The sequence below is a fragment of the Streptomyces sp. JLSY215 genome (assembly GCF_059682825.1).
Genome location: NZ_CM185022.1, coordinates 1,897,330 through 1,923,665, shown reverse-complemented (window position 1 = coordinate 1,923,665; position 26,336 = coordinate 1,897,330). Strand labels below are relative to the sequence as shown.

24 protein-coding genes and 1 pseudogene are annotated in these 26,336 nt (G+C 72.4%); 7 read left to right on the top strand and 18 right to left on the bottom strand.

The genetic code is table 11. The features are described 5' to 3' along the window. Nucleotides 1-70: 70 nt before the first annotated feature. Together AC5677_RS08645 and AC5677_RS08640 are read right to left on the bottom strand one after the other, a co-directional pair. Nucleotides 71-799 carry a 3-keto-5-aminohexanoate cleavage protein gene (locus AC5677_RS08645; protein ID WP_497194428.1) on the bottom strand — a complete coding sequence of 243 codons (729 nt, stop codon included), beginning with the start codon at nucleotides 797-799 and terminating at the stop codon, nucleotides 71-73. A 60-nt stretch (nucleotides 800-859) separates the two neighbouring features. Then, the gene (locus AC5677_RS08640) at nucleotides 860-1,468 is read right to left on the bottom strand and encodes a hypothetical protein (protein WP_497194427.1); all 609 of its coding nucleotides are present in this window, start codon (nucleotides 1,466-1,468) and stop codon (nucleotides 860-862) included. 248 nt (nucleotides 1,469-1,716) lie between these two features. Between AC5677_RS08640 and AC5677_RS08635 the strand changes: the two genes are divergently transcribed. After that, a complete protein-coding gene (locus tag AC5677_RS08635) occupies nucleotides 1,717-4,542 on the top strand; it encodes a penicillin acylase family protein (protein WP_497194426.1) in 2,826 nt (941 codons plus the stop codon). A 107-nt stretch (nucleotides 4,543-4,649) separates the two neighbouring features. Here the strand turns inward: AC5677_RS08635 and AC5677_RS08630 are convergent, their stop codons facing one another. Beyond that, nucleotides 4,650-5,210, bottom strand: a complete 561-nt coding sequence (locus tag AC5677_RS08630; RefSeq protein WP_497194425.1) for a hypothetical protein — start codon at nucleotides 5,208-5,210, stop codon at nucleotides 4,650-4,652. A gap of 193 nt (nucleotides 5,211-5,403) precedes the next feature. Between AC5677_RS08630 and AC5677_RS08625 the strand changes: the two genes are divergently transcribed. After that, nucleotides 5,404-6,426 (top strand): LysR family transcriptional regulator, encoded by a 1,023-nt coding sequence (locus AC5677_RS08625; protein WP_497194424.1) that lies wholly within the window; start codon nucleotides 5,404-5,406, stop codon nucleotides 6,424-6,426. Here the strand turns inward: AC5677_RS08625 and AC5677_RS08620 are convergent. Further along, entirely contained in the window at nucleotides 6,416-7,264 is an 849-nt protein-coding gene (locus AC5677_RS08620) for an alpha/beta fold hydrolase (RefSeq protein WP_497194423.1), read from the bottom strand. The genes AC5677_RS08625 and AC5677_RS08620 overlap by 11 nt on opposite strands. 101 nt (nucleotides 7,265-7,365) lie before the next feature. Continuing rightward, nucleotides 7,366-8,706 (bottom strand): MFS transporter, encoded by a 1,341-nt coding sequence (locus AC5677_RS08615; RefSeq protein WP_497194422.1) that lies wholly within the window; start codon nucleotides 8,704-8,706, stop codon nucleotides 7,366-7,368. A gap of 522 nt (nucleotides 8,707-9,228) precedes the next feature. Between AC5677_RS08615 and AC5677_RS08610 the strand changes: the two are divergent. Together AC5677_RS08610 and AC5677_RS08605 are read left to right on the top strand one after the other, a co-directional pair. Then, nucleotides 9,229-9,906 (top strand): annotated as a pseudogene (locus AC5677_RS08610) (glycosyltransferase 87 family protein); the annotation flags it as partial. Nucleotides 9,907-10,110: 204 nt separating this feature from the next. After that, nucleotides 10,111-11,256, top strand: a complete 1,146-nt coding sequence (locus AC5677_RS08605) for a glycosyltransferase family 4 protein (protein WP_497196544.1) — start codon at nucleotides 10,111-10,113, stop codon at nucleotides 11,254-11,256. On the opposite strand, the gene AC5677_RS08600 is transcribed toward AC5677_RS08605, so the two are convergent. The 3 genes from AC5677_RS08600 to AC5677_RS08590 are packed head-to-tail and all read right to left on the bottom strand — an operon-like array spanning nucleotide 11,168 to nucleotide 14,435. Continuing rightward, nucleotides 11,168-11,836, bottom strand: coding sequence for a LuxR C-terminal-related transcriptional regulator (locus AC5677_RS08600; protein ID WP_497194421.1), 669 nt, complete (start codon nucleotides 11,834-11,836; stop codon nucleotides 11,168-11,170). The two genes, AC5677_RS08605 and AC5677_RS08600, sit on opposite strands and share 89 nt — an antisense overlap. Further along, entirely contained in the window at nucleotides 11,824-13,113 is a 1,290-nt protein-coding gene (locus AC5677_RS08595) for a sensor histidine kinase (RefSeq protein WP_497194420.1), read from the bottom strand. Before AC5677_RS08595 ends, AC5677_RS08600 begins: the two co-directional genes overlap by 13 nt. A 50-nt stretch (nucleotides 13,114-13,163) precedes the next feature. Beyond that, complete coding sequence (locus AC5677_RS08590; protein ID WP_497194419.1) at nucleotides 13,164-14,435, bottom strand: exo-beta-N-acetylmuramidase NamZ family protein; 1,272 nt, start codon at nucleotides 14,433-14,435, stop codon at nucleotides 13,164-13,166. A gap of 292 nt (nucleotides 14,436-14,727) precedes the next feature. Here AC5677_RS08590 and AC5677_RS08585 point away from each other — a divergent pair, with 292 nt between their 5' ends. The 3 genes from AC5677_RS08585 (at nucleotide 14,728) to AC5677_RS08575 (ending at nucleotide 17,950) form a co-directional block, all read left to right on the top strand. Beyond that, complete coding sequence (locus tag AC5677_RS08585) at nucleotides 14,728-15,501, top strand: SDR family oxidoreductase (RefSeq protein ID WP_497194418.1); 774 nt, start codon at nucleotides 14,728-14,730, stop codon at nucleotides 15,499-15,501. Between the two features lie 99 nt (nucleotides 15,502-15,600). Further along, nucleotides 15,601-17,262: an AMP-binding protein gene (locus AC5677_RS08580; RefSeq protein ID WP_497194417.1), complete on the top strand. Its 1,662-nt coding sequence runs from the start codon at nucleotides 15,601-15,603 to the stop codon at nucleotides 17,260-17,262. Between the two features lie 58 nt (nucleotides 17,263-17,320). Beyond that, a complete protein-coding gene (locus AC5677_RS08575; protein WP_497194416.1) occupies nucleotides 17,321-17,950 on the top strand; it encodes a TetR/AcrR family transcriptional regulator in 630 nt (209 codons plus the stop codon). A 19-nt stretch (nucleotides 17,951-17,969) separates the two neighbouring features. On the opposite strand, the gene AC5677_RS08570 is transcribed toward AC5677_RS08575, so the two are convergent. The 10 genes from AC5677_RS08570 to AC5677_RS08525 all read right to left on the bottom strand — a co-directional run bounded on the left by AC5677_RS08570 (nucleotide 17,970) and on the right by AC5677_RS08525 (nucleotide 26,302). After that, nucleotides 17,970-19,184: an acyl-CoA dehydrogenase family protein gene (locus tag AC5677_RS08570; protein WP_497194415.1), complete on the bottom strand. Its 1,215-nt coding sequence runs from the start codon at nucleotides 19,182-19,184 to the stop codon at nucleotides 17,970-17,972. A gap of 7 nt (nucleotides 19,185-19,191) precedes the next feature. Next, nucleotides 19,192-20,244, bottom strand: a complete 1,053-nt coding sequence (locus AC5677_RS08565; RefSeq protein WP_497194414.1) for a phosphotransferase family protein — start codon at nucleotides 20,242-20,244, stop codon at nucleotides 19,192-19,194. Nucleotides 20,245-20,416: 172 nt separating this feature from the next. Then, nucleotides 20,417-21,319, bottom strand: coding sequence for an MBL fold metallo-hydrolase (locus AC5677_RS08560; protein WP_497194413.1), 903 nt, complete (start codon nucleotides 21,317-21,319; stop codon nucleotides 20,417-20,419). Nucleotides 21,320-21,513: 194 nt separating this feature from the next. Beyond that, nucleotides 21,514-21,864 carry a DUF202 domain-containing protein gene (locus tag AC5677_RS08555; RefSeq protein ID WP_497194412.1) on the bottom strand — a complete coding sequence of 117 codons (351 nt, stop codon included), beginning with the start codon at nucleotides 21,862-21,864 and terminating at the stop codon, nucleotides 21,514-21,516. Between the two features lie 2 nt (nucleotides 21,865-21,866). Then, nucleotides 21,867-22,277 (bottom strand): YidH family protein, encoded by a 411-nt coding sequence (locus AC5677_RS08550; protein WP_497194411.1) that lies wholly within the window; start codon nucleotides 22,275-22,277, stop codon nucleotides 21,867-21,869. A gap of 10 nt (nucleotides 22,278-22,287) precedes the next feature. Then, entirely contained in the window at nucleotides 22,288-22,878 is a 591-nt protein-coding gene (locus tag AC5677_RS08545) for an NUDIX hydrolase (protein WP_497194410.1), read from the bottom strand. A 62-nt stretch (nucleotides 22,879-22,940) separates the two neighbouring features. Beyond that, nucleotides 22,941-23,729 (bottom strand): glucose 1-dehydrogenase, encoded by a 789-nt coding sequence (locus AC5677_RS08540; RefSeq protein ID WP_497194409.1) that lies wholly within the window; start codon nucleotides 23,727-23,729, stop codon nucleotides 22,941-22,943. Nucleotides 23,730-23,739: 10 nt separating this feature from the next. Further along, nucleotides 23,740-24,390: a TetR/AcrR family transcriptional regulator gene (locus tag AC5677_RS08535; protein ID WP_497194408.1), complete on the bottom strand. Its 651-nt coding sequence runs from the start codon at nucleotides 24,388-24,390 to the stop codon at nucleotides 23,740-23,742. A gap of 506 nt (nucleotides 24,391-24,896) precedes the next feature. Further along, a complete protein-coding gene (locus AC5677_RS08530; protein ID WP_497194407.1) occupies nucleotides 24,897-25,373 on the bottom strand; it encodes a hypothetical protein in 477 nt (158 codons plus the stop codon). Between the two features lie 35 nt (nucleotides 25,374-25,408). Further along, nucleotides 25,409-26,302 (bottom strand): DMT family transporter, encoded by an 894-nt coding sequence (locus AC5677_RS08525; protein ID WP_497194406.1) that lies wholly within the window; start codon nucleotides 26,300-26,302, stop codon nucleotides 25,409-25,411. Between the last annotated feature and the right edge of the window lie 34 nt (nucleotides 26,303-26,336).

The window sequence follows — 26,336 nt, the reverse complement described above, 5'->3', positions numbered from 1 at the left end:
GGCCCGCTGCCGGACGGGCACCGGGCGGGGGCGTGGGAGACGCGGCGGCGGGCGGGACCGGCCTCCGGTGTCAGCCGCCGGGCAGGACTTGGGTGAACTCCTGGGCGGCCAGGACGAGTTCGGCGCTGGAGGCGGCGGGGCGGCCGTCGGGGAGCCGGAGGGTGTCCTCGAGGCCGATGCGGGTGTCCAGGCCCAGCTCACGGGCCAGCCGCAGCACCGTCCAGGCGCCGTCGTCCACGCCGTGCAGCAGCACCGGGCGGCCGTGTCCGGCGTCCGTCACCTCGGCGAGCAGCCGGTGTGCCGTGCGGCGCGCGCCGCCGGCGTCCGGGTCGAACACCTCGACCAGGACCCGCAGCACCCGCGGCGCCAGGGGCGAGCGGGCGAAGCGGGCCGCGGCCTCGGTGCCCGACCACAGGCCGGCCTCGATGCCGATGCCGCGCTCCAGCAGGGCGGCGGCGACGGTATCGGCGCCCGGCTCGTGCCAGTTGACGGAGGCGTGGTCCGGCAGCACCGTCCACGACCCGATCCGCTCCGCCCGGCGCCCGGGGTCCGGCTCGGCCCAGGCGCCGGTCGTCACACCGACCGGGACGTCCACCACGGCCCGTATCGCCTCCAGGACCGGTCCCACCACGCGCGGCGAGAGGGAATCCTGGCCGCAGGGGGTCTTGGGGTGGACGTGGACGTCGACCGCACCGGCCGCCACCGCCTGCCGGGCGGCCTCGGCGAGCGCGGCCGGTGAGAGCGGAACCGCGGCCGAATCGGCGGCGGTTCGGGCGCCGTTGAGGCATACCTGAAGCATGTCTTCATGGTGACACGGGGGTCCGACAACGCCCGGGGAAGATGACGCGCCGGGGCGCACTCACGCCGCCGCGAACGCCCCCGCCCAGCCGGCCGCCGCCGTCAGCGCCTCCGGCGTGAGCACCGAGGCGGGGGCGAGTACGCCGCACTCCCGGCAGGCGGGGCCGGAGGAGGGGCAGTTGGCGGCGGACGGCAGCCAGGCGAAGCGCGTCCCGCCGCACACCGGGCAGTCCCGGCGCGGCCGTCCCGACTCCATCGCCGCGATCATGCTGCGCAGCACCACCGCGAGCCGGGCCGCCGGATGCCGCTGCGGTGACTCGCACGGCACGATGTCGCAGCCGCCCCAGGTGCGCCGGTGCCAGTCGTCGATCGCGCCGGGCTGCCGGATGCCGTCGTGCTTCTCCTTGCGGCGCCGGTCGGCGAACTCCCGCTCGTAGGCCAGCCAGAGGGTGCGTGCCTCCTCCAGCTCCGCGAGCGCGGCCACCAGCCGCTCGGGGTCGGGGCTGCGGTCCTGCGCGGCGATCCCGGCCCGGGTGCACAGATGGTGCCAGGTGGCGCGATGCCCGTAGGGGGCGAAGCGCTCCAGGCATTTGCGCAGCGCCGTACGCCGCTGGGTCGCCACGAGCCGTGGATTGCGGACCTGTTCTGCGAGTGCTCTGAAACCGGCCACCTTCGTCCCTACCCTCCGCGCGGAGAACCTGACTGGACACGGAAGGGACGTAGCCGATCACCACCTGGATCCCTCGAATTTTCGTGCGGTTCGCCCCGGCCCGGCCGGTCCCGTCGCCCCGTTGTCTGTGGGGAATTCGAAAAGGTGACTGTTGTTCACCTTCCGGCCACGCGTAACCGCCGGTAACGTCCCGCCCAGCCTCCGCCGGGCTCTTGAGGAGCCCGGCGGACCCCCATCGAGGAGCAGGGATGCAACGACGTACCGGAAGGCTCAGGGCTGCCGCCGCGGCAGCCCTGTTCGCCTTGGGTGCCACGCTCTTGGCACCACCCCCCACCGCGGCCGCGGCCGCCTCGAACGATGCCAACGACTACTGCCAGGGGCAGTGCGCCGACATCCTGCCGCCCGGCGCCACCGGCAACGCCACCTTGATGCAGATCCTCGGCAACAAGCTGTTCGGCACCCACCCTCCGCACTCCACCGACCAGTTGGGCCCCTACGGCGCGCTGGCCGGCGGCTATCAGAACCTCACGGACGACACGCTCACCAACTTCTTCAACGACGCCTCCTTCGGCGTCCCCCAGGACCAGGTCGGCAAGGTCTCCACCCCCCGCGACGATGTGACCATCACCCGCGACAAGAAGACCGGCGTCCCGCACATCAAGGGCACCACCCGCTACGGCACCGAATTCGGCGCCGGCTACGCCGCGGGCCAGGACCGCCTGTGGCTGATGGACCTCTTCCGGCACATCGGCCGCGGCGAGCTGACCTCCTTCGCCGGCGGCGCGCCCGCCAACCAGGGCCTGGAGCAGCAGTTCTTCCCCCAGGCGCCGTACACCGAGAAGGACCTCCAGGAGCAGGTCGACGCCATCCGGAACAACAACGGAGCGCGCGGCAAGCAGGCGATGCAGGACGCCCAGGCGTATGTCGACGGCATCAACGCCTACCGGGAGCAGTCCAAGAACGGGCGCTACTTCCCCGGCGAGTACGTCCTGACCGGACACGTCAACGCGATCACCAACGCCGGTGAGATCAAGCCCTTCAAGCTCACCGACCTGATAGCCCTGGCCTCCGTCGTCGGCGGGCTCTTCGGCAACGGCGGCGGCGGCGAGGTCCCCTCCGCCCTCGCACTGCTCTCCGCCCAGCAGAAGTACGGCGTGGAGAAGGGCACCGAGGTCTGGGAGTCCTTCCGCGAGCGCAACGACCCCGAGGCCGCCAAGACCCTGCACGACGGCCAGAGCTTCCCCTACGCCGTCAAGCCCGCCAAGGCCAAGGGCACCGCACTGCCCGACCGCGGCTCGGTCACCTCCGAACCGCTGGTCTTCGACCGCACGGGCGCCGCGGCCCTCAAGAAGGGCGAGCGGACGCCGCAGGACCCGGTCGAGGCCCCGAAGAAGTACAAGAAGCTGGAAGGCCTCTTCAAGGACGGGGTACTGCCCAAGGGCAGCTTCAACCCCACCCAGCACCGCGGTATGTCCAACGCCCTGCTGGTCTCCGGCAAGCACACCGCCAGCGGGAACCCGGTCGCCGTCTTCGGCCCGCAGACCGGCTACTTCGCGCCCCAGCTGCTGATGCTCCAGGAGATCCAGGGACCGGGCATCAGCGCCCGCGGCGCCTCCTTCGCGGGCGTCGGGATGTACGTCCAGCTGGGCCGCGGCCAGGACTACGCCTGGAGCGCCACCTCCGCGGGCCAGGACATCACCGACACCTACGCCGTCGACCTGTGCAACGCGGACGGCTCCCGGCCCACCAAGGACTCGACGTCGTACCGCTACCACGGCGCGTGCGTCCCCATGGAGAAGCTGGAGCGCACCAACTCCTGGAAGCCCACCATCGCCGACCCGACGGCGGCCGGCTCGTACCGGATGCAGGTCTTCCGGACCAAGTGGGGAATCGTCACCCACCGCGCCACGGTCAAGGGCAGGCCCGTCGCCTACACGGCGCTGCGCACCACCTACCGGCACGAGGCCGACTCCATCATCGGCTTCCAGATGCTCAACGACCCCTCGTACGTCCGCGATGCCGCGACGTTCAAGAAGGCCGCCCAGCACATCGGTTACGCCTTCAACTGGTTCTACGCCGATTCCCGCGACATCGCGTACTACAACAGCGGCCTCAACCCCGTCCGCAACCCGGACGTCGATCCCGCGCTGCCCGTCAAGGCGGAGCAGGCCTACGCGTGGAAGGGCTACGACCCCGCCACCAATACCACCGACCACACCCCGCCCGCCCAGCACCCGCAGTCCGTCAACCAGGACTACTACATCTCCTGGAACAACAAGCAGGCCAAGGACTACGACTCGGCCGGCTTCGGCAACGGCACGGTGCACCGCGCCAATCTGCTGGACGACCGGGTGCGCGCGCTGACCGAGGAGGGCGGCGTCACCCGGGCGTCGCTGACCAGGGCGATGGCGGAGGCCGCGGTCACCGACCTGCGCGGCGAGGACGTGCTGCCCGAGATGCTGCGGGTGCTGCGCAGCAAGCCGATCACCGACCCCGCGCTCAAGAAGGCGGTGCAGCAGCTGGAGGCCTGGCGCAAGGACGGCGCCCAGCGCCGCGAGACCACCGCGGGCTCCCACACCTACGCCCACTCCGACGCCGTACGGCTGATGGACGCCTGGTGGCCGCAGATGATCGAGGCCGTCTTCAAGCCGGGCCTGGGCGGCGACCTCTACAGCGCCCTGACCGCCAACCTGGCCATCGACGAGTCCCCGTCGGCCGGCCACGGCCCCACCGGGGCGCACGCCGGATCCGCCTTCCAGTACGGCTGGTGGAGCTACGCGGACAAGGATCTGCGCTCGGTGCTCGGCGACAAGGTCAAGGGCCCGCTCGCCGAGCGGTACTGCGGCAACGGCAAGCTGTCGGCGTGCCGCGACACCCTGCTGGAGACCCTGCGGCAGGCCAACTCCAGGACGGCCGAGCAGGTCTACCCGGGCGATGGCAGCTGCAAGGCCGGCGACCAGTGGTGCGCGGATGCGATCATCCACCGCGCGGTGGGCGGTCTGACCCACGACACCATCAGCTGGCAGAACCGGCCGACCTACCAGCAGGTGGTGGAATTCCCCGCACACCGGTAGGACCCGCACCCGGAAAACAGCGGTAATCGGAACGCGGAATAACGCCGAAGGCCCCGGGCACTCGCCCGGGGCCTTCGCTGCGGTGTCACCGCGCGGGCCACCGCCCTTTACCGTCCCTTCAGCTGCTTCGCATAACGGCCGTTGGCCGGCAGCCAGCTGAAGACGATGGCGAGCAAGGCGGTGAGCATCGCGACCGTGCTCGTCAGCAGCAGGGTGTCCGGCGGGTAATCCCCGGCGATCAGGATGTGCAGCAGGAGCACCACCGGACACGTGAGGGTGATGAGCACGCGGGCCCAGGTCGCCGCCTTGCGGGCGCACAGCGCGAAGATGAGCAGCAGCGCCCCGACCACCACGGCGGCAACGGCACGGGCCACCAGGGTGTCGTGCCGCTCGTCGACGAACGCGCCCCAGAGCCGGCCGCCCAGAAGCTCGTCCGCCGAGGTCCCGGACGGCAGTCCGGCAGCGGCCGGATCGCTTGCGAGGGCGTCCTTCAGGTTCTCCTCGGCGAGATTCTTTCCGCTGCCGAAGACGAATATCGCGCCGACGAATGCCGACACCGCCGAGAGCGCCGAAACCACCAGCAGGGCGGTCAGCGTGCCGGGCCGCTTCACCGCCCGGGTCATCGGCGGGGTTCCGCTCAGCGGTGGCGCGACCGGGGAATGGCTCACGAGCTCAACTCTCCTTGCAGAGATGATGGGTTGACCTGGATTGCGATGACCTTTGCACGGGTACCGGGAGCGCATCCAGCATTTTCCGGAAGAAATCCCCAGATAATCCCGGCTGGCCTCCGGATCAGTTTTGAACGGGGGCTATGCTGCTCAGCTGTGAATTAAAGGGGAATGGGAAAGCGAGAAGGGGCGCATGTCCTTAGAGGGGCCGTTGCAGTATCCGCCGGAGCTGCTCGATACCACCATGGACCAGCTGCGCACGTTGATCATGGTCCGCGAGGAGGGCACCGCGCTCGGTGCCGCCCGCCGGCTGGGCCGCGAACAGTCCAGCGTGCAAAAGCAGCTGGACACGATGAACCGCACCTTCGCCGCGCTGTGCGGCGAGGAGCTGGTGCTCAAACAGGGGCGGGGGCGCGACGCCCTGTTCACCGCGACCGGCGAGGCGCTCGTCGACCTGGCGCGGCGCACGCTCGGTGACTGGTCGGACGGTGTGCACGACGCTCGCCGCCGCCTGGGCCGGACGCTGTCCGTCGGCACCACCCGCTACACCCTCGGCTTCCTCCTGGACGCCGTGGAACGCGTCAGCGAGGAGTACGAGCGCGACAACGTCGACCTCAAGGTCACCCATGTCCGCACCGGCGACCTGTTCACCAAACTCCGCTCCAAGGAGCTGGATGTGGTCTGCGGCAGCATCGTGGTGACGGAGGGCCAGGAGAAGGAGCAGCTCGCACCGTACGAGGTGATGGAGTGGCGCCGCAGCGGCCTGTCCCTGCTGACGAACCTGCCGCCCGAACGCCTCCCCGGCGTCGCCTTCGGCGCCCGCGACCTGCCCGCGCTGCCGCTGGTGATCTCCGCACGCGGCCTCATCGGCCGCTTCCTGACCTCCTGGTACGGCCCCGACTACCGCCAGAAGCTGACCGTCGCCGCGGAGATAGAGGCCGCCCACTACGGCTTCGAGCTGCTGCGCTCGGGGGTGGTCAGCGGCGCGATGCTGGTCACCCGCGGCATCGGCGAGGCGGCGGCGGACGGCCGGCTCCCGGAGGCCGGGGGGCTGCGGACGCTGGACGTCGTCGGCGATGTGGGGCCCAGGACCGAGGTGCTGGTCGGGGTCTTCACCCGGCGCGGCGAGCGGGACTCGTACGGCCCCGGCCATCCCCTCAACCGCCTCTGGGAGGCGCTGTCCTGGGAGAGCGAACGGTGGTGGCTCAGGCCCTGAGCGCACCCCGGCCGAACAGCTCCGTCAGCCGGGCCGCGAAGCCGACGCCGTCCTCCACATAGCCCGAGTGCCCTCCCGGCAGCTCCGTGACGTCCAGCCCCAGCCGGGCGGCCAGCGCGGCGCCCGTACGGCCGGGCATCTGCGCGGCCGACTCGCGCCCCACCCCGATCAGCAGCCGGTCGCCCGCCGTGCGCAGGGCGTCGGTATCGGGCTCGTACGAGGTGACCTCGATCAGCTCGTGCTCCAGGAAGAACGGTTCGGTGGCCGCCAGCCGCTCCAGCAACTCCCGTATGGCAGCGGGGAGTTCCGACAGTGGCGGCATCTCCCAGGAGTCGTCCACCAGCCCGACGCCCGTCAGGAACTGCCGCATCGCCACCTTGGTCCCCTGCCGCCGGTAGGTGACCTGGACGTCCGCGAACAGCCGCCGGTAGGCCGCCGCGTCCGGCAGCAGTCCGATCACCGGCGGTTCATGGGCGAGGACGGTGGTGACCCGGTCCGGGTGCCGGGCGAGCAGGTCCAGCGCCACCACGGCGCCGGAGCTGCTGCCGTAGACCAGCGCGGGCTCCCCGGACAGCTCGCCGATCAGCCGGTGGATGTCGTCGCTGTGCTCGGCGACCCGGGGTGTGCTGCCGGGCGCGTCGAGCGGGCTGCGGGAGTGGCCGCGGCGGTCCGGCGTCACCACCGTGAAGTGCTCCGCGAGCGGGTCCACGATCTGGTGGAAGACCCCGGCGTCCCCGGCGCCCCCGTGGATCAGTACGAGCACCGGCCCGTGGCCGCGCACTTCGTAGTGGATCCGAGCGCCGGGCACCTCGAGGGCGCCGGTCCTGGACGTGGCCATGGTGAACCTCCGGGAGTCGTGGGGCCGGGAATCGGCCCGCTGTCACAGTGGCGTACGCCGCCGACAGTCCACCGACAGCCCGCCGACAGCGGGCCGTCGGCTCAGCTCAGCTCGCGGTCCCGGGTCTCCGGCAGCGCCAGCACGCACACCAGCGAGACGACCGCCATGGCGCTGACGTACCAGCCCACCGATGCCGAACCGAACGCCGACTGCAGGCGGGTGGCGACCAGCGGTGCCACCGCGCCGCCCAGGACACCGCCCAGGTTGTACGCCAGCGAGGCGCCCGAGTAGCGCACCGTCGTGCCGAACAGCTCCGGCAGATACGCACCCATCGGGCCGTAGACCACCCCCATGCAGAACAGCGCGCCGCCGATGCCCAGCGCGATCAGCGCCGGCTGTCCGGTGTCCAGCAGGGGGAAGAGGACCGGCCCCCACACGACCGACAGGCCGCATCCCGCGAGGACCAGGGTGCGGCGGCCGGCGGCGTCGGAGCGGGTGGCGGCCAGCCAGGTGCCGGCCGCCAGGAAGAGGCAGGCGACGAGGGAGAGGGCCAGCATGGTGTTACGGGAGATGCCGAGGGTGCCGGTGGCGTACGCGAGGCAGTAAGTCGTCGCGGTGTAGAAGAGCCCGTACGCGACGATCATGCCGCCCGCGCCCAGCAGCAGTGCGCGCGGATGCCGGCGGAAGACCTCCAGGGCGGGCGCCTTGGCGGCCTCCTGGGCGTCCATCACCTTGGCGAACACCGGCGTCTCACTGATCTTCAGCCGTACGAACAGCCCCACGCCGACCAGCAGGAACGACAGCAGGAACGGCACCCGCCAGCCCCAGGAGCGGAACGATGCGTCGTCCAGCACGGCGGACAGTAGCCAGAACACCCCGGTCGCCGCGAAGAACCCCACGGACGGCCCCAGTTGCGGGAAGGCCGCATACAGTCCCCGGCGCTTCTTCGGCGCATGCTCGACGGCCAGCAGCGCGGCCCCGCCCCATTCGCCGCCCAGGCCGATGCCCTGCAGGAAGCGCAGCGCGATCAGCAGCAGCGGCGCCCAGATGCCGAGCGTGCCGTATCCCGGGAGCAGTCCGACGAAGGCCGTGGACAGGCCCATCAGCAGCAGCGACGCGACCAGTACGGACTTGCGCCCCACCCGGTCCCCGAAGTGCCCGAAGACCAGCGAGCCGAGCGGCCGCGCGGCGAAGGCCACCGCGTAGGTGGAGAAGGAGGCGAGAGTGGCGTTGACCGGGGCGAGGGTCGGAAAGAACGCCTGGTTGAGGACGAGGGCGGCGGCCGTCCCGTAGATGTAGAAGTCGTAGAACTCGATGGCCGTCCCGATGAACGAAGCCACCGCCACCCGGCGCAGGCTCTCCCCGCCGCCCCGGTCCGCTTCCTCCGCCGCATCCGGCGCCGTCGTCTTCGCTGTTTTCGCTGTATTCGCGTCGTTCTGCACGAGCGGCACTCTCATGGTCGGTGTAGGGGGCAGTCAATAGCCGGACCGGCGGGTCTCGTTGCATGAGACACGCGGGCGGCCGGGGGTAGGGGAAACCCGACCGGGGATCGTCGACCCAGCCGTCATGACCTGCGCCCGCCCCGCGACTGCAATGGCAGGGTGAGTATTTCCCGTTCTCTCCAGTTCCTCGGGTGGTCGGCCGCCGCAGCGTGGGCCGCGTACTTCCCGCTGTTCTCGTCGTCGGAGACCCACCGGCTGTGGGGGCTGAGCGCCGCGATCGGCTACCTCTGCGCGGCGGTTGCCGCCCGCTGCCTGCCGCGTACGGGCGCCGGGGCGAGGGTGCCCGCGCTGATCGCGCTCGCCGCGGCCGTCGTCCTTCCCCTGCTGTACCTCGTGCTGACCGGGTCGGGGCAGAGCGAGGTCGGGGTGATCGAGCGTTCCGGGGCGCTGCTGCTGGAGCGGGGCACCCCGTATCTGACACACCCTCATGACGTCGGGGACTACACGCCGTACCTCCCCGGCATGGCGTTGTTCGGCATACCCCGAGCGCTGCTGGGCGCGAACGTGCTGGGCGACGCCCGCATCTGGTGCGCGGCGGCGTTCTTCGGCTGTCTGTGGGCCGGCCGCAGGGTGCTGCGCGGACACGGCAGCGGCTCGGGGTACCCGGCGGCCGTTCTGGCGCTGACCGCCTCGCCCGTCGTGGCGCTGCCGCTGTGCGTGAGCGGTGTGGACCTCCCGCTGACCGGACTGTGCTGCCTGGCCCTGGCCTCGGCCGCCCGCGGACGTCCCCTCCTCGCGGGGGCGGCGCTCGCGGCCGCCTGCGCCCTCAAGTGGACGGCGTGGCCCGCGATTCCGGTGGCCGTGGTGCTGCTGGCCGGCTGTCACGGCAGGCGGGCGGCCGTCCGGTGCGCGGCCGCCGCGGCGGGTGGTGCGGCCCTGGCGATTGCGCCCTGGGCCCTCCGTTCTCCTGGCGTCATGCTCCAGCAGGTCCTGGCCTTCCCCACCGGGCGGGCCGAGGTGGCGACGCCCGCCCGCAGCCCGCTCCCGGGCCGGCTGCTCGTGCAGTACGTACCCGGTGGCTGGTACCTGGCGGTGGGACTGCTGGCGTGCGGGGCGCTCGCGGTCGCCGTATCGCTCCTGCGGCGTCCGCCGGCCGGCGCCGTGCCGGCCGCCGACCGGCTCGCGCTCGGCCTGTGCCTGGCTTTCGTGCTGGCGCCCGCCGGCCGGTTCGGCTATCTCGCGCTGCCCCTGGTGCTGGTGGTGTGGACGCGGGCGGCGGCCGGCCCCCGACCGGTGCGGGCGTCCCGGCCCGCCGGGCCGCCCGGCGGCCGCACGGGCCGGACCCTCGTCATCACCAACGACTTCCCGCCCCGCCAGGGCGGCATAGAGACCTTCGTGCACGCCATGGCCACCCGCCTGCCGGCCGAGGACGTCGTCGTCTACACCTCCAGCGAGCCGGGGGCCGCGGCGTACGACGCCACCCTGCCGTTCCCGGTGATCCGCGACCCCGCCCGGATGCTGCTGCCGACGCCTCGCATCACCCGGCAGGCGAGGGCGACCGCCCGGGCCCACGGCTGCGACCGGGTCTGGTTCGGTGCCGCGGCGCCGCTCGCGTACATGGCGCCCGCGCTGCGACGCAGCGGGATACAGCGGATCGTGGCCACCACACACGGCCACGAGATCTGGTGGGCGCGCCTGCCCGGCGCCCGCCGGATCCTGCGGCGGATCGGCGAGAGCGTCGATGTCGTCACCTATCTGGGTCCCTACACCCGCGACCGCATCGCTCCCGCGCTGGGCCCGCGTGCGACGCTGCGCCGGCTGGTGCCGGGGGTCGATGTCGAGGACTTCCGCCCCCGGGCAACCGGAGCGGCGGTCATCCCCGGGGTTCCCGGGGACAAGCGGATCATCCTCTGCGTCTCCCGGCTGGTCGCCCGCAAGGGCCAGGACACCCTCATCCGCGCGCTCCCGCTGATCCAACAGGAGGTGCCGGAGGCGGTGTTGGTGGTGGTGGGGAAGGGCCCCCACGAGCGGCGGCTGCACCGGCTCGCCCGTACCTGCCCGGCAGGATCCGTCATCTTCACCGGAGGCGTCGGCCACGCCCGGACCGCGGACCACTATGCCGCCGCCGAGGTCTTCGCCATGCCGTGCCGTACCCGCAAGGGCGGGCTGGAGGCGGAGGGCCTGGGCATTGTCTTCCTGGAGGCGGCGGCGAGCGGGCTGCCGGTGATCGTGGGGGACTCCGGCGGGGCACCCGATGCCGTCCGCGACGGGGAGACGGGGCAGGTGGTCGACGGCCGGGACGTGCGGCAGGTGGCCGAGGCGGTGCTGCGGATGCTGCGGTCGCCGCGGAGGGCGGCCGAGATGGGCGCGGCCGGCCGGCGGTGGGTGGGGGAGCGGTGGAGCTGGGAGGCCTCCGCCCGCAGGCTGGCGCGGCTGCTCACCCCGCGCGGGGGCGGCGCGCTCACGGGGACGACGCCGCGTCGCGCAGATGCGCCAGCACCGCAAGAACCCGCCGGTTCCCTTCCGTCGGGTCGAGGTCGAGCTTCATGAAGATGTTGCCGGAGTGCTTGACGACGGATGCCTCGGTGACGGTCAGCCGCTGGGCGATCGTCTGGTTGTTCAGGCCCTGTGCCATCAGCGCCAGAACCTCGCGTTCGCGCGGCGTGAGGCGGCTCAGCGAGCGGTCCTGGCTCTGCTGGGCGAGCAGTACCCGGACCACCTCCGGGTCGATCACGGTCTGACCGTCCGCCACCCGCCGCAGTGCGTCCAGGAATTCACGGACCTCGCCGATCCGGTCCTTGAGCAGATAACCGAGGCCACCGCTTCCGGCTCTGCCGCCGCCGAGCAGCTGGGTCGCATAGGCGGTGGCCACGTACTGGGAGAGGACGAGCACCGGGAGCCGGCCGTGCCGGGCGCGCAGGGCCAGCGCCGCCTTCAGGCCCTCGTTGCGGTGGCCGGGCGGCATCCGTACGTCGGTGATCACCAGGTCGGGGAGGCCGGCGTCCACCGCACGGGCCAGCTCCTCGGCGTCACCGACCGCGGCGGTGACGGTGTGGCCGTTGCGGGTCAGCAGCTCGACGAGTCCGGCCCGCAGCAGCACGGAATCCTCGGCCAGGACTATCCGGAACACGGCACCTCCGCGCGGAGCTGGGTGGGACCGCCCACCGGACTGGACACCACGAGCCTGCCTCCCCATATCGCCATCCGGTCCGCCAGTCCCTGCAGGCCGGTGCCCGCGGCGGGGACCGCGCCGCCCTTCCCATTGTCGGTGATCAGCAGGCGCAGCGCGCCTCCCTCGATCCGGGCGACGATGGTGACGGCGGTGGCGTCGCTGTGCTTGACCGCGTTCGCCAGCGCCTCGGTCACGGTGAAGTAGGCGACGCTCTCCACACCGTCGGGCAGCCGGTGCGGCAGATCGATGTCCACGGTGACCGGGATCGGGCTGCGCAGCGCGACCTCGGCGACGGCGGCGGCCAGACCGTGGTCGGTCAGCACCTGGGGGTGGATGCCGCGGACGAGGTCGCGCAGCTGGGTCAGGGCGGCCCGGACCTCGCCGCGGGCCCGGGAGACCAGTTCCGTGGTGGGGGAGTTGCTCTCGCGCAGCTCCATTTCGGCCATGCCCAGGGTCATGTTGAGGGCGACCAGCTGCTGCTGCGCCCCGTCGTGCAGATCGCGTTCGATACGGCGCCGCTCGGCCTCGAAGGCATCGGCCAGCCGGGCGCGGGAGCGGGTGAGTTCGATGACCCGGCTGCCCGCCTCGTCCTCCCGGGGCGACAGCAGCAACTCCGCCGTCCTGACCTGCGCTCCGGCCAGCAGGCCGGCGGCGTACGCGGACAGCGCGAGCCCGATGACGCCCACGGCGGGGCCCAGCAGCGCCTCCAGCGGCCCGCTGACCGGCTCGCCGGGAATGATCATCACGGGCTCGGGGGCGAGCGCCCAGGCGATGACCGGGACCGCCGTCAGGGCGGCGGCCAGGCACAGCAGCATCACGACACCGCATCCGGCGGCGGCGAACACGGCCCCGAACACCACGGTGTAGCCCAGCTCCCGCCACGTGGCCCGCTCCCGCAGCCGGCTGCCCGCCCAGGAGACCGGGCCCCGTGCGGCGAGCACACCGTGCGGGCCGGGGAGCGGCACCGGCTCGACCAGCCGCAGCCGGCGCCGCTCCAGGGCACCGACGGGGATGCCGTACAGGGCGGCTGCCGTCAGGACCGCGATCCCCACCCCGACGAACGACAGCGCCATGCCCGCGAACACCAGGAGCACCAGCGCGATCAGCGCCGCGTAACCGAGCAGCGCCCCGCTGGCCAGATAGGCCCAGCACCGCCACGGCCACGCCGAGAGCAGGAAGCGCAGCGGGCGCTGCCGCAGCGCCCGCCACACCGTGACCGCACGCCGGTCCGTCATACCGTGCATCCCCCCTGGCCGGACCGCCGCCGTGGGCCGCCCAGCCGCCCCTACTCGTAGCGCAGATACCGCCGTCGCATCGTACGGAACCGGCGCAGCCCGGCCTGCCAGGCGGCCACCACCTCGTCGGGGCCCGCGCCCGCGTCGATCATCGTGCGGACCGTCGACGAGCCGGTCAGCCGGTCGATGCCGTTGTCCGGCCGCCAGGCGAAGCCGGGCCACACCCGCTTGGCCGTCACCAGCAGGCCGATGCCGGTCCGTACGGCGTCGAAGGCGGCGCGGTCGTGGACGTGCAGCTGGACGCCGCCGATGGTCTTTCCCTGGAACTTGGAGAAGGTGGGGGCGAAGTAGGCCTCCCTGAAGTGCACGCCGGGCAGGCCCAGTCCGTTGGCGGCCGCGGCCCACCGGGCGTCGATGCCGTCGGCGCCCAGCAGCTCGAACGGCCTGGTGGTGCCGCGTCCTTCGGAGAGGTTGGTGCCCTCGAAGAGGCAGGTGCCCGCGTAGACGAGGGCGGTGTCGGCGGTGGGCATGTTGGGGCTCGGCGGCACCCACGGCAGTCCGGTCGCGTCGAAGAAGTCCGCGCGGCGCCAGCCCGTCATCTCCACGGTCTCCAGCTCCACCGGCCGCCCGGCGGCCTGCGGGACGAACTCGCCGTTGAACAGCAGCGCCAGTTCCAGCGCCGTCATCCCGTGCGCCTGCGAGATCGGCTCCCGGCCCACGAAGGAGGCGTACTTCTTGTCCAGCACGGGTCCGGTGGCGGCCCGCCCGGTGACGGGATTGGGCCGGTCCAGCACCACGAACCGCTTGCCGGCGAGGACGGCCGCGACCATGCAGTCGTAGAGCGTCCAGATGTAGGTGTAGAAGCGCGCGCCGACGTCCTGGATGTCGAAGACGACGGTGTCCACGCCGGATTCGGTGAAGACGGCGGCGAGTTCCCGCCCGCTCTTGTTGTACGTGTCGTAGACCGGCAGTCCGGTGGCCGGATCGTCGTAGCGGCCCTCCGAGCCGCCCGCCTGGGCGGTGCCGCGGAAGCCGTGTTCGGGGCCGAAGACGGCGGTCAGGCGGACCCGGTGGTCGGCGTGCATGACGTCCACGATGTGCCGGACATCCGGTGTCACGCCGGTGGGGTTGGTGACGACGCCGACCCGGTGGCCGTCCAGGATGCGGTAGCCGTCGGCCAGGATCCGGTCGAATCCGGTGCGTACCCGGCGGCGGTCGCCGGGGGGCCCGGCCGCTTCGGCGGGGCCCGCGGTCGCGGTCACCGCTGCCGCGACCGCTCCCGTTGCCGCCAGCCGGCCCAGAACACGTCTCGACAGAGCCATGCGCACACCTCCGTGATCGGTAAAGGGACCCGAGGTTCGTGTCGTGGGCACGCTAACGCGCGCGGGACCGCTGCGGAATGAGCGCGGCCGTGACGAGGGGGCACCTCCCGCCCGGGCGTGGCCGAGAGTGCGGGACGGCTCTTCCGCTGGGACATACCGACTGGTTAGTCTGCCGTGGAGGGGCACCTCCGCCCATGAGGGCACCCGGCACCCCCGCCGGAGCACCGTCGAGGGCGGAGCAGGGGCCGGGAGCGGCGGAGAGCCGAGTCAGCGCGACCGAGGGAGACACAGCGTGGCAGCCGTACGGGACGAGGCCGTGGTCGTGACCGGAGCGGGCGGGGGGATCGGCGCCGCGCTGGCCCGCCGGTTCGCCGCCGAGGGCGCCCGCGTGGTCGTCAACGACCTGGACGAGGCCAAGGCGAAGACCACCGCCTCGGAGATCGGGGCGATCGCCGTCCCCGGTGACGCCTCCGGCATCGTGCCGGCCGCCCGCGAAGCGCTCGGCGGCGCCGTCGACATCTTCTGTGCCAACGCCGGCGTCGGCACCGGCGGCGGACCCGAGGCGCCCGAGGACGCCTGGGAGCTGGCCTGGGACGTCAATGTGATGGCCCATGTCCGGGCCGCGCGCGAGCTGCTGCCCGAGTGGCTGGAGCGCGGCAGCGGCCGCTTCGTCTCCACGGTGTCCGCCGCGGGCCTGCTCACCATGGTCGACGCGGCGCCCTACAGCGTCACCAAGCACGGCGCGTACGCCTTCGCCGAGTGGCTGTCGCTGACCTACCGCCACCGCGGCATCGACGTCCACGCGATCTGCCCGCAGGGCGTACGGACCGACATGCTGGCCGGCACCGGGGCCGCCGGGGAGCTCGTCCTGACGCCCACCGCCATCGAACCCGAAGCCGTCGCCGAGGCGCTCTTCGCGGCCATGGCCGAGAACCGCTTCCTGGTCCTGCCGCACCCCGAGACCGGCGACCACTACATCGCACGGGCCACCGACCCCGACCGCTGGCTGGGCGGCATGAACCATCTGCAGCGGAAGCTGGAGCAGCGACGGGGCGGTGAGGGCTGACCGCCGGGCGTAGGGAAGTCTTACGCACGGATTCACGGACGCACGGGTTCCACAGACGTACGGATGCACGGACGATCAGGAAGGCAGGGCCGCACCCCGATGACCTCCTACCAGGACAAGCCGTGGCTGGCACAGCTCAACGACGCCCAGCGCGCCCCCGTCCAGCCGCCGCCCTCGACGCTGAGCGCCTTCCGGGCGGCGGTGCGCCGCGCCCCGGACCGCACGGCGCTCGCCTACTTCGACGGGCGGCTGTCCTACGCCGAGACCGACGCGCTCTCCGACGGCATCGCCGCCCACCTCGCCGGCCGCGGCCTCGGGCGCGGCGACCGGGTCGCGGTGATGCTCCAGAACACCCCGCACTTCGTGCTCGCGCTGCTCGGGGCCTGGAAGGCGGGCGGCGTGGTGGTGCCCGTCAACCCCATGTACAAATCGGGCGAGCTGCGGCACATCCTCGACGACGCCGAGGTCACCGCCGTCATCTGCGCCGACCGCACCTGGGACGCCTTTCTCCGGGACACCGCCGCCGAGGCGCCGTCCGTACGGATCGCGCTCACCGCCGACGAGACCGGGCTGCAGACCCGCGACGACACCCGGGTACTGCGCCCCGGGCTCCCGGGCCCGCGCGAGGGCGCCGACGATCTGCTGACCGTCGCCCGCACCACCGGCCCGATCAGGGCGGTGCCGGCCGACCCGGACCTGGCCGCCGACGACATCGCCCTGATCAGCTACACCTCGGGCACCAGCGGCACGCCCAAGGGCGCCACCAACACCCACGGCAACATCACCTTCAACGCCGAACGCCAGCGCACCGGACTGGGACTGCCCGAAGGCGCCACCTACTTCGCGCTCGCGCCCCTCTTCCACATCACCGGCATGGTCTGCGAACTGGCCGCCGGCATCGCCAACACCGGCACCCTCGCGCTCGCCTACCGCTTCGAGGCGGGCGTCGTCCTGGACGCCTTCCTCGAACACCGCCCGGCCTACACGGTCGGCCCCTCCACCGCGTACATGGCGCTGATGGCCCACCCGGACGCCGACCGCGACCACTTCGCGTCCTTCCACGCGATGTCCTCGGGCGGCGCGCCGCTGCCGCCCGCCCTGGTGGAGAAATTCCGGGCCGACTTCGGCCCCTACATCCACAACGGCTACGGCCTCACCGAGTGCACCGCGCCCTGCGCCAGCGTCCCGCCGGGGCGCCGGGCGCCCGTCGACAAGGTCTCCGGGACCCTCGCCGTCGGCGTCCCCGGCCCCGACACCGTCGTGCGGATCATCGACGAGAACGGCGCCGATGTGCCGTTCGGCGAGCAGGGCGAGATCGCGGTCACCGGCCCCCAGGTCGTCCCCGGCTACTGGCGGCGCCCGGAGGCCACCGCCGAGGCCCTCCCGGACGGCGAACTGCGCACCGGCGACATCGGCTTCATGGACACCGACGGCTGGCTCTATGTCGTCGACCGCAAAAAGGACATGATCAACGCTTCCGGCTTCAAGGTGTGGCCGCGCGAGGTCGAGGACGTCCTCTACACCCACCCGGCGGTGCGCGAGGCGGCCGTCGTCGGCATACCGGACGCCTACCGCGGCGAGTCGGTGAAGGCCTATGTCAGCCTGCGCCCGGGGGCCGCCGCCGAGCCCGCCGAACTGGCCGCCCACTGCAAGGAGCGGCTGGCGGCGTACAAATATCCCCGCGTGGTGGAGATCCTGCCCGAGCTTCCGAAGACCGCGAGTGGCAAGATCCTCCGACGGGAGCTGCGCCACCGCGCATAACCCCGCGGCAGCCGCGGAGCACAACAGGCGCATACGCACGAAGGAACAGGTGAGGGCGATGGCCGGCACGAAGGACGGCAACGGCAGCGGTACCGGCAACGGCACGGGCCCCGGCGGCACGAAGCCGGTGGCGCAACGACTGCTGGCCACCGCCACCAGGCTCTTCGCGGAGCGCGGCTACGACCGCACCTCCGTCCAGGAGATCGTCGACGCGGCGGGCGTCACCAAGGGCGCCCTCTACCACTACTTCGGCTCCAAGGACGATCTGCTGCACGAGGTCTACGGCCGGGTGCTGCGCCTCCAGCAGGAACGGCTCGACCACTTCGCGGACGCGGACGCGCCGGTCGAACAGCGGCTGCGGGACGCCGCCGCCGATGTCGTCGTCACCACCATCGAGAACCTCGACGACACCAAGATCTTCTTCCGCTCGATGCACCACCTCAGCCCCGAGAAGGACAAGCAGGTACGGGCCGAACGGCGGCGCTACCACGAGCGGTTCCGGGCCCTGATCGAGGAGGGGCAGCGCACGGGGGTCTTCGCCGCGGACATCCCGGCCGACCTGGTCGTGGACTACCACTTCGGGTCGGTGCACCACCTCGGCACGTGGTACCGGGAGGACGGGCCGCTCAGCCCGCAGCAGGTGGCCGACCGGCTGGCCGACCTCCTGCTGCGCGCGCTGCGCCCGTAACGCCGTTACCCGCTCACCGTCACAGGTACTTCTTCAGCTCCCGCCGCGCCAGCGACCGCTGGTGCACCTCGTCGGGCCCGTCGGCCAGGCGCAGCGTCCGCGCCCCGGCCCACAGCTCGGCCAGCGGGAAGTCCTGGCTGACGCCGCCCGCGCCGTGCAGCTGGACCGCTTGGTCGAGGATGTTCACGACCGTGCGCGGAGTGGCGATCTTGATGGCCTGGATCTCGGTGTGCGCGCCCTTGTTGCCGACGGTGTCCATCAGCCATGCGGTCTTCAGCACCAGCAGCCGCAGCTGCTCCACCGCCACCCGGGCGTCCGCGATCCACTCCTGCACCACGCCCTGCTGGGCGAGCGGCTTGCCGAACGCCGTACGCGACACCGCGCGCCGGCACATCAGCTCGATGGCCCGCTCGGCCATCCCGATCAGCCGCATGCAGTGATGGATCCGGCCGGGCCCCAGCCGCGCCTGCGCGATGCCGAAACCGCCGCCCTCCTCGCCGATCAGATTCCCCGCCGGCACCCGCACATCGTCGAAGACCACCTCGGCGTGCCCGCCGTGCCAGTGGTCCTCGTAGCCGTAGACCTGCATCGCCCGCTTGACCTGGAGGCCCGGCGTATCGCGCGGCACCAGCACCATCGACTGCTGGCGGCGGATGTCGGCACCGTCAGGGTCCGTCTTGCCCATCACGATGAAGATCTGGCACAGCGGGTTCATCGCCCCGGAGATGTACCACTTGCGCCCGTTGATGACGTACTCGTCACCGTCCCGCTCGATACGCGTCTCGATGTTCGTCGCGTCCGACGAGGCCACCTCCGGCTCCGTCATCGCGAACGCCGACCGGATCTCGCCCGCCAGCAGCGGATGCAGCCACTGCTTCTTCTGCTCCTCGCTGCCGAACTGCGCCAGCACCTCCATGTTGCCGGTGTCCGGCGCCGCGCAGTTCAGCGCGGTGGGCGCCAACTGCGGGCTGCGGCCGGTGATTTCGGCCAGCGGCGCGTACTGGAGATTGGTCAGTCCCGCCCCGTGCTCCGCGTCCGGAAGGAACAGGTTCCACAGCCCCCGCGCGCGGGCCTCGGCCTTCAGCTCCTCCACTATCGCCGGGGTCTCCCACGGCGAGGCGAGCTCGGCCCGCTGCTCGTGCATGGTCCGCTCGGCCGGATGGACGCGCTCGTCCATGAATGCCAGCAGCCGCTCACGCAGCTCTTCCGTGCGGGCGTCGAATGCGAAGTCCATGGGTGCCTCAGCCTTCCTTGAGGGTGGTGAGTCCGTGGTCGATGAAGACGGGCACGAGCTCGCCGATCCGGTCGAAGCCCGCGCCGACCGTCTGGCCGAGCGTGAAGCGGTAGTGGATGCCCTCGAGGATCACGGCGAGCTTGAACCAGGCGAAGGCGGTGTACCAGGCGATGGCGGAGGTGTCCCGGCCGGAGCGGGCGGCGTAGCGCTCGATCAACTCGGCGGGGGCGGGGTGGCCCGCGGCGCCGCTGGTGGTGCTGACCGGCGACTCGGGCAGCTGCAGGTCCTGGCTGTACATCACCAGCAGGCCGAGGTCGGTCAGCGGATCGCCGAGCGTGGACATCTCCCAGTCCAGCACCGCCTTGATGCTGTCGTCGGCGCCTACGAGCACATTGTCGAGGCGGTAGTCGCCGTGGACGACGGTGGGCGCGGGGGAGGCGGGCAGCGACCGGCCCAGCGCCTCGTGCAGCGCGTCGATCCCCGGCAGCTCGCGGTTCTTCGACGCACTCAGCTGCTTGCCCCAGCGCCGCAGCTGACGCTCCAGGAAACCCTCAGGACGGCCGAAGTCGCCCAGTCCGACCGCCTCCGGCTGTACGGCGTGCAGATCGACGAGCGTGTCGACCAGCGACAGCACCACGTCACGGGTGCGCCGCGCACCGAGCGGCGCGAGCTGCGCCGCCGTGCGGTACGGCGTGCCCTCCACCAGCTCCATCACATAGAACGGCGCGCCGATCACCGACTCGTCCTCGCACAGCAGCAGCGCCTCGGGCACCGGCACCGGCGTCTCGTGGAGCGCGCTGATGACCCGGTGCTCGCGCCGCATGTCGTGCGCGGTGGCCAGCACATGGCCGAGCGGCGGCCGGCGCACGACCCAGGAGGAGGCGCCGTCGGTGACGCGGTAGGTGAGATTGGACCGCCCGCCCTCGATCAGCTGCGCGCGCAGCGGCCCGCCGGTCAGCCCCGGCCGCTCCCGGTCCAGCCGCTCGCGCAATCGGGCGAGGTCGAGGCCGGGGGGTTCCTCCCGGGCCGCGTCCTGCGGGGGAGGGGTGCCCTTGGTCATCGTTGTCCTCCGTACGGCATGACGGTCGATACGGTCCATCGCTGCCCCGATCATGCCGACTAGTCGGTATGGAGTCCAGTGCCGGTGTGTGGGGCGTCCGTCACGCGGCGCACAGGTGCCCGCTGCGCCCGGCCCGTCACGCGGCGCACAGGTGCCCGTTGCGCCCGGCCCGTCACGCGTGGCAGGCCGGCGGGATCCCGCCGTTCATCGCCGCCATATCGCCGAACCCGGCCAGCGGATCCAGCGGCGCACCCGGCTCGCCGCCCGCCAGCTCCACATATGCGCGGTGCAGATTCGCCACCAGCCGCTCGCTCTCGGCCAGCGCCGCGAACGGCCCGAGATCCGCCTCCTTGGCCACCTCCAGCGGCGTACGCCCGGCCGCCCACCCGTCCCGCGCCAGCCGGTCGACGAACCGCAGATAGCGCTCCACCTCGTCGTACACCTCGGGTCCGGTCACCCGGCCGTGCCCCGGCACGACCGTCACCGCGTCCAGCGAACGCAGCAGGTCCAGCGCGCGCAGCGACCCGGCCAGCGAGCCCATGAAGATGAAGGGGGTGCCGCCGTGGAAGACCAGGTCCCCGGTGAACACCACGCGCTGCGCGGGCAGCCAGACGATGGTGTCGCCGGGGGTGTGCGCGACGCCCGGGTGCAGCAGCCGCACCTCGATGTCGCCGACGTGCAGGGTCAGTGTGTCGGTGAAGGTCACCGTGGGCGCGGTCAGATGGATGTCGCCGTACTCCACCCCGGGCCACACCGCATGCAGCTGGCGCCCGGCGGCGAGCAGTTCGCGGCGGCAGGCGGCGTGCCCGATGACGGTCGCCTCGGGGGTGAAGACGCTGTTGCCGTAGGTGTGGTCGCCGTGGTGGTGGGTGTTGACCACCGTGCGCGGAGTGGGCGCGCCGCTCCCGGCGATCCGCCGGCGCAGCAGCCGCGCCCGGCGCTCGGTGGCGGCGGTGTCGACGACGAGGGTGGCGTCCCCGTCGGTGACGAAGCCGGCGTTGTTCAGACACCAGCCGCCGTCCGGCTGGATGAAGGCGTGCACACCGGCAGCCAGTTCGGTGAGATAGGGCTCCATGGACTTCCCTCAGGGTGATGGGCGGGACGGGTGATGGACGGGCCGGGCGAGGGGCGGAACGGGGGACGGGCGGAGTGGGCGGCGTGCGGGCCGAGCGGCGGACGGTGTACCTGACGTAGAGTCAATTTCCTTCCCTTTGCGCAGAGTGGGAGTGGTACGTACCCACTCACGGCCCGCATCCCGCACCCTCCTGCCTACAGCAGCACCCCCGCCGCGCCGAACGCCGCCAGCACCGCCGTGCAGCCGGCCAGCAGCAGCGCGAGCCAGGGCCGCAGGTCCGGTGGGCGGCCGGTGGCCAGGGCGCGTACCCGGTGGTGGGCCACCGCCACGAAGACGAGCCACACCAGCGCGATCAGCGCCGCCAGAACGGCCTCCATCGCCCCCGGGGCCCGGCTCCGCGCCAGCCGGCGGCCGGCCAGCAGGGCGACGACCGTGCAGGACAGCGTCGTCCGCCGCCAGGCCAGCCGGGTGCGTTCCGGCTGGAGCCCGGGGTCCCGGTCGGGCTCCGGCGGCCGGGCCCGCGCGCCCCGCTGTGCGTCGCCCATCGCTACACGGTCCAGCCCAGTACGACGAGGACGACGATGGCGGCCGCCAGTACCGCCACGCCCAGGGCCAGTACGGTCGGGAAGCGGCTGAGCGGCAGATCCTCGCCGCGGCGCATCGCCCGTTCGCAGCGGACCCAGTGGTTGACCGCCCGCAGGGCACACAGCGCGCCCGCCACCAGCAGCACGACGGTGCAGGTCAGCCGCAGCCCCTGATGCAGCCGGGGCAGGAACTGGTCCACCGCGAAGCCGCCGCCCACCAGCGCCAGGCCGGTACGCAGCCAGGCCAGGAAGGTGCGCTCATTGGCCAGCGAGAAGCGGTAGTCGGGGGTGGTGCCCTCCTCGCGGACCCGGGCGGGCGACAGCCACAGCCGTACGGCCGTGCCGAGCGACCGGAGCCCGTCGGAGAGGATCATGATCAGAACCCTAACGGCCGGGGCCGTCCGGGGAGGCGGAGTCCCGTCGGGCGGTCAGTTCCCGGTACGCGGCGAGCCCGTCCGGCGTCCACGGCCACTCCGTCAGCCGCCGGGTCAGCTCCTCCTCCGTCATGAAGGTGTGCCAGTCGACCTCCGACTCCTGCGGCGCGACCGGCCCCGTCCAGCGCACCTGGTAGACCGCCGACCACCAGGTGTGCTCCGCCGTCTCGTACAGGAACTTCAGCAGCGGCTCCGGCTGCGGCAGCCCCCGCACGCCCAGCTCCTCCTCCGCCTCGCGCAGCGCCGCCTGGTCGTAGGTCTCCCCGGCGCCGACCACCCCGCCCACGAACATGTCGTAGTGCGCGGGGAAGACGAGCTTCTGCGGGGTGCGGCGGTGCACGAAGATCCGGTCCTCGGCGTCCCGGACCAGGATGAAGGTCGCGCGGGTGCGCATCCGGCGGGCGTAGGTCTCGCCGCGCGGGGCCTGCCCCACGACCTCGTCGTTCTCGTCCACGACATCGAGGATCTCGTCGGCGTCGAGCGGCCGCTGATCCGCGTCCGTCCGCTGATCGTGATCGGTGGGCTGATCGTGATCGGTCATGGGGCCATGCAATCACCAGGGGCCGGGGCCGGTCGCGCCGGGGAGACCGGCCCCGCCGCCGCTCACTGACCCATGACGTACTTCACCGTCGGGCCGGTGGTCCAGCCGCCGTCCACCGCCAGCTCGGCGCCGGTGACGTACGACGCGGCGTCGGAGAGCAGGAAGACCACGGAGCCGGCGATCTCGTGCGGCTCGCCGACCCGGCCCATCGGGGTGTTGGGGTAGTTCCCCTCGCCCTTCTGGATGCCGACCTGGGCGGTCATCGGGGTGTACGTCATGCCCGGGTGCACGGAGTTCACCCGGATGCGGTCGGTGCCCAGCTCCACCGCGGCGACCTTGGACAGACCGCGTACGCCCCACTTGGAGGCGCCGTAGCCGCCGGTCATCGCCAGGCCCATCAGCCCGGCGGCGGAGGAGATGTTCACGATGGAGCCCGCGCCGCGCTCCTTCATGGCGGGGATGACGGTCTTCATGCCGATGAAGACACCGGTCAGGTTCACGTCGAGGACCTTGCGGAAGAAGTCGACGGAGATCGTCTCCAGCGGCGCTCCGGTCGATATGCCGGCGTTGTTGACCAGGCCGTCGATACCGCCGAACTCGGCCACGGCGTAGTCGGCGACCCGCTGCCAGTCCTCCTCGGAGGTGACGTCGTGGGTCAGGAAGCGGGCCCGCTCGCCGAGCCGGGCCGCGGTCGCCGCGCCCTCCTCCTGGAGGACGTCGGTGAGGACGACGTTGGCGCCGGCCGCGACGGCCTGCTCGGCGGCCGCCGCGCCCAGGCCGCGGGCGCCGCCGGTGATGATGACGGTCTTGCCGGCCAGGCTTGCCGCCGGGGCGGAGGTGGCTTCGGTCATGGGGGAACTCCTAGGGATTGGGGGTGGTGGTGCCCGGGGCGGCCGCGAGCAGGAACGCCACGGTGGTCCCGGTGAGATCGGCGAGGAACAGCTCCTCGCCGATGAGGGGGGCGACGCCCTCCAGGTAGTGCCGCGCCCGGTCGGCCATGGCCGCGCCGATGAGGGTCAGGGCGAGATCCAGCCGCTCCAGGCGCAGCGCCTCGGGCAGCCCGGCCGCCGCGAGGGCGTCCTCCATGCGGCCGATCAGCCGCCAGTAGGCGGTGCCGTCCAGCGTCGGATGCGGGATCCGGGTGCGTACCCCGCTCTCGTGGCTGAGCTGGGCGGAGATCCGCAGACAGCGCCGCCCGCGGTCGTCGCGCAGCTCGGTCGCCTCCGCGGTGAGCAGGGCGCCGACCAGCTCGGTCAGCGTCCCGCCGGCGCTCTCCACGGCGGTCAGCAGCGGCGCCAGGGCCGCTTCCGTACGGTCCAGCCGCCCCGCCATCACGGCGTCCAGCAGCCCGGCGCGCGAACCGAAGTGGTACTGCACGGCCGAGGGGTTGCCCTGGCCGGCGAGCCTGACGATGTCGCGCATCTGGGCGCCGTCCACGCCCTGCGCCGCAAAGATCTCCTCGGCGGCGCGGATCAGCTTGTCCCGGGTCTCGGGTCCTGAGGTCCTGGCCATGATTTCACTGTAATGCTGGCCATTATTAAAAAGCCAGCACCCGGCAATGACCGAAGAACACCGGAGCCACCCCGCGAGCGTGGCCTCCGCCCCCAGGACCTGTCCGGCGGCATTCAGGGGTATCTCGGGGGACCGCTCGGGGTGATCCCTGATGGCTCCCGACGCCGGACCGGGCAGAGTGACCGACGGTTCACCGTTTCCTGGCTCTGCAACCACCACCTCCGGGAGCAGTTCAATGCGCCGACGCCCTACCGCACCGCGCCTTCCACCGCGGCGACTGAACCACCAGGAACGACCGCACAGCCAGCCAACCAATCACCGCACTTCACAGAGACCCCCAACGCGCGCCCGACCCGCTACGCACGCCCCCACCGTCTTCCCCCACCCCCAACGGGAAGGGGCCGGGCCGCAGGACGAAGTCCGGAGGCCCGGCCCCGCAGCCGAACAGCCCCGCGCAAGCGGCACCGCCCGCCGCAGGCGCAACGGCGACAAACCCCAACGTCGGCTCAGGCAAAGCGCAGCGGAGGGGCCGCAGGCGCACCCAGAGCAACCCCAATGGCGGGCAAGCCGAACACGTCGGCCCAGGCAAAGCGCAGCGAAGGGGCCGCAGGCGCACCCAGAGCAACCCCAATGGCGGGCAAGCCGAACACGTCGGCCCAGGCAAAGCGCAGCGAAGGGGCCGCAGGCGCACCCAGAGCAACCCCAATGGCGGGCAAGCCGAACACGTCGGCCCAGGCAAAGCGCAGCGGAGGGGCCGCAGGCGCACCCAGAGCAACCCCAATGGCGGGCAAGCCGAACACGTCGGCCCAGGCAAAGCGCAGCGGAGGGGCCGCAGGCGCACCCAGAGCAACCCCAATGGCGGGCAAGCCGAACACGTCGGCCCAGGCAAAGCGCAGCGGAGGGGCCGCAGGCGCACCCAGAGAAACCCCAACGGCGGGCAAGCCGAACACGTCGGCCCAGGCAAAGCGCAGCGAAGGGGTCACAGCGGACGGCGCCCCCGCCAACAAGGCGGGGGCGCCTAGCGCGGCTCGAGCTCCCGTACGGGGTCGGGCTTGCCCGCCCCCGGCGGCATCGCCGGATGGCTGCCGATCAGCACGATGCCCGCGATCACGGCCGCTATCCCCGCCGCCTCCCACGCCAGCGCCCCCGTCGTCACCCGCAGCTGGTCGCCGAGAAAGCCCACCCCGCAGGCGATCCCCGCCAGCGGCTGGGCGGCGGTCAGTGCGGGCAGCGACATCCGCAGCGGTGCGGTCTCGAAGGCGCTCTGCACCATCACGAGCGCCATCACGCCGAGGACGACGATGGCGTACGGCTGCCAGCTGCCCAGCAGGCCGGCCCAGCCGCCCTGCCCGAAGCGTTCGCCGCTGATCCGGGTCAGCGCGTCCTGCAGGCCGTACAGCAGCCCCGCCGCGACGCCCAGCAGCGCCGCCTCCAGGCTCACATGCACCCGCTCGCGTTTGGCGACGGCCGCCAGCACCAGGGCGGTGCCCAGCACTATGCCCATGATCAGCCACTGGGCGGGCCGCCCCGCCTCGCTGGTGCCGCCGTGCGGCTGCCCGGCCACGATGAACGCCGTCACCCCGCCCGCCAGCAGCCACAGCCCCGCCCAGCCGCTGCGGCCGAGCCGCTGTCCGCTCAGCCGCCGGGCCAGCGCCATCGCGAACAGCAGATTCGTCGCCAGCAGCGGCTCCACCAGAGTGATGTCGCCCATCCCCAGGGCCAGCGCGCCCAGCGCCATACCCACGATGAACAGCGCGATACCGGCCACCCAGCGCGGCATCCGCACCAGGTCCAGCAGCAGCCGCAGGGAGAGGAAGTCCTTGGGCGGGGCGTGTTGCGCCGCCTCCTGCTGGAGGACGAAGCCCAGTCCCAGACAGCAGGCCGCCCCAAGGGCGAGCAGAATCACCGTCACGTCGCACACCTCGTATCGCGCGGGGCGGGGGATT

Bases quoted from the DNA above. Each gene is read 5' to 3' on its own strand.
- AC5677_RS08540 (WP_497194409.1), bottom strand. From the start codon at position 23,729: ATGACCGAAGCCACCTCCGCCCCGGCGGCAAGCCTGGCCGGCAAGACC.
- AC5677_RS08645 (WP_497194428.1), bottom strand. From the start codon at position 799: ATGCTTCAGGTATGCCTCAACGGCGCCCGAACCGCCGCCGATTCGGCC.
- AC5677_RS08565 (WP_497194414.1), bottom strand. From the start codon at position 20,244: ATGACCAAGGGCACCCCTCCCCCGCAGGACGCGGCCCGGGAGGAACCC.
- AC5677_RS08590 (WP_497194419.1), bottom strand. From the start codon at position 14,435: ATGGCTCTGTCGAGACGTGTTCTGGGCCGGCTGGCGGCAACGGGAGCG.
- AC5677_RS08625 (WP_497194424.1), top strand. From the start codon at position 5,404: ATGTCCTTAGAGGGGCCGTTGCAGTATCCGCCGGAGCTGCTCGATACC.
- AC5677_RS08545 (WP_497194410.1), bottom strand. From the start codon at position 22,878: ATGACCGATCACGATCAGCCCACCGATCACGATCAGCGGACGGACGCG.
- AC5677_RS08550 (WP_497194411.1), bottom strand. From the start codon at position 22,277: ATGATCCTCTCCGACGGGCTCCGGTCGCTCGGCACGGCCGTACGGCTG.
- AC5677_RS08535 (WP_497194408.1), bottom strand. From the start codon at position 24,390: ATGGCCAGGACCTCAGGACCCGAGACCCGGGACAAGCTGATCCGCGCC.
- AC5677_RS08555 (WP_497194412.1), bottom strand. From the start codon at position 21,864: ATGGGCGACGCACAGCGGGGCGCGCGGGCCCGGCCGCCGGAGCCCGAC.
- AC5677_RS08575 (WP_497194416.1), top strand. From the start codon at position 17,321: ATGGCCGGCACGAAGGACGGCAACGGCAGCGGTACCGGCAACGGCACG.
- AC5677_RS08635 (WP_497194426.1), top strand. From the start codon at position 1,717: ATGCAACGACGTACCGGAAGGCTCAGGGCTGCCGCCGCGGCAGCCCTG.
- AC5677_RS08620 (WP_497194423.1), bottom strand. From the start codon at position 7,264: ATGGCCACGTCCAGGACCGGCGCCCTCGAGGTGCCCGGCGCTCGGATC.
- AC5677_RS08560 (WP_497194413.1), bottom strand. From the start codon at position 21,319: ATGGAGCCCTATCTCACCGAACTGGCTGCCGGTGTGCACGCCTTCATC.
- AC5677_RS08580 (WP_497194417.1), top strand. From the start codon at position 15,601: ATGACCTCCTACCAGGACAAGCCGTGGCTGGCACAGCTCAACGACGCC.
- AC5677_RS08605 (WP_497196544.1), top strand. From the start codon at position 10,111: ATGGCCACCCGCCTGCCGGCCGAGGACGTCGTCGTCTACACCTCCAGC.
- AC5677_RS08595 (WP_497194420.1), bottom strand. From the start codon at position 13,113: ATGACGGACCGGCGTGCGGTCACGGTGTGGCGGGCGCTGCGGCAGCGC.
- AC5677_RS08570 (WP_497194415.1), bottom strand. From the start codon at position 19,184: ATGGACTTCGCATTCGACGCCCGCACGGAAGAGCTGCGTGAGCGGCTG.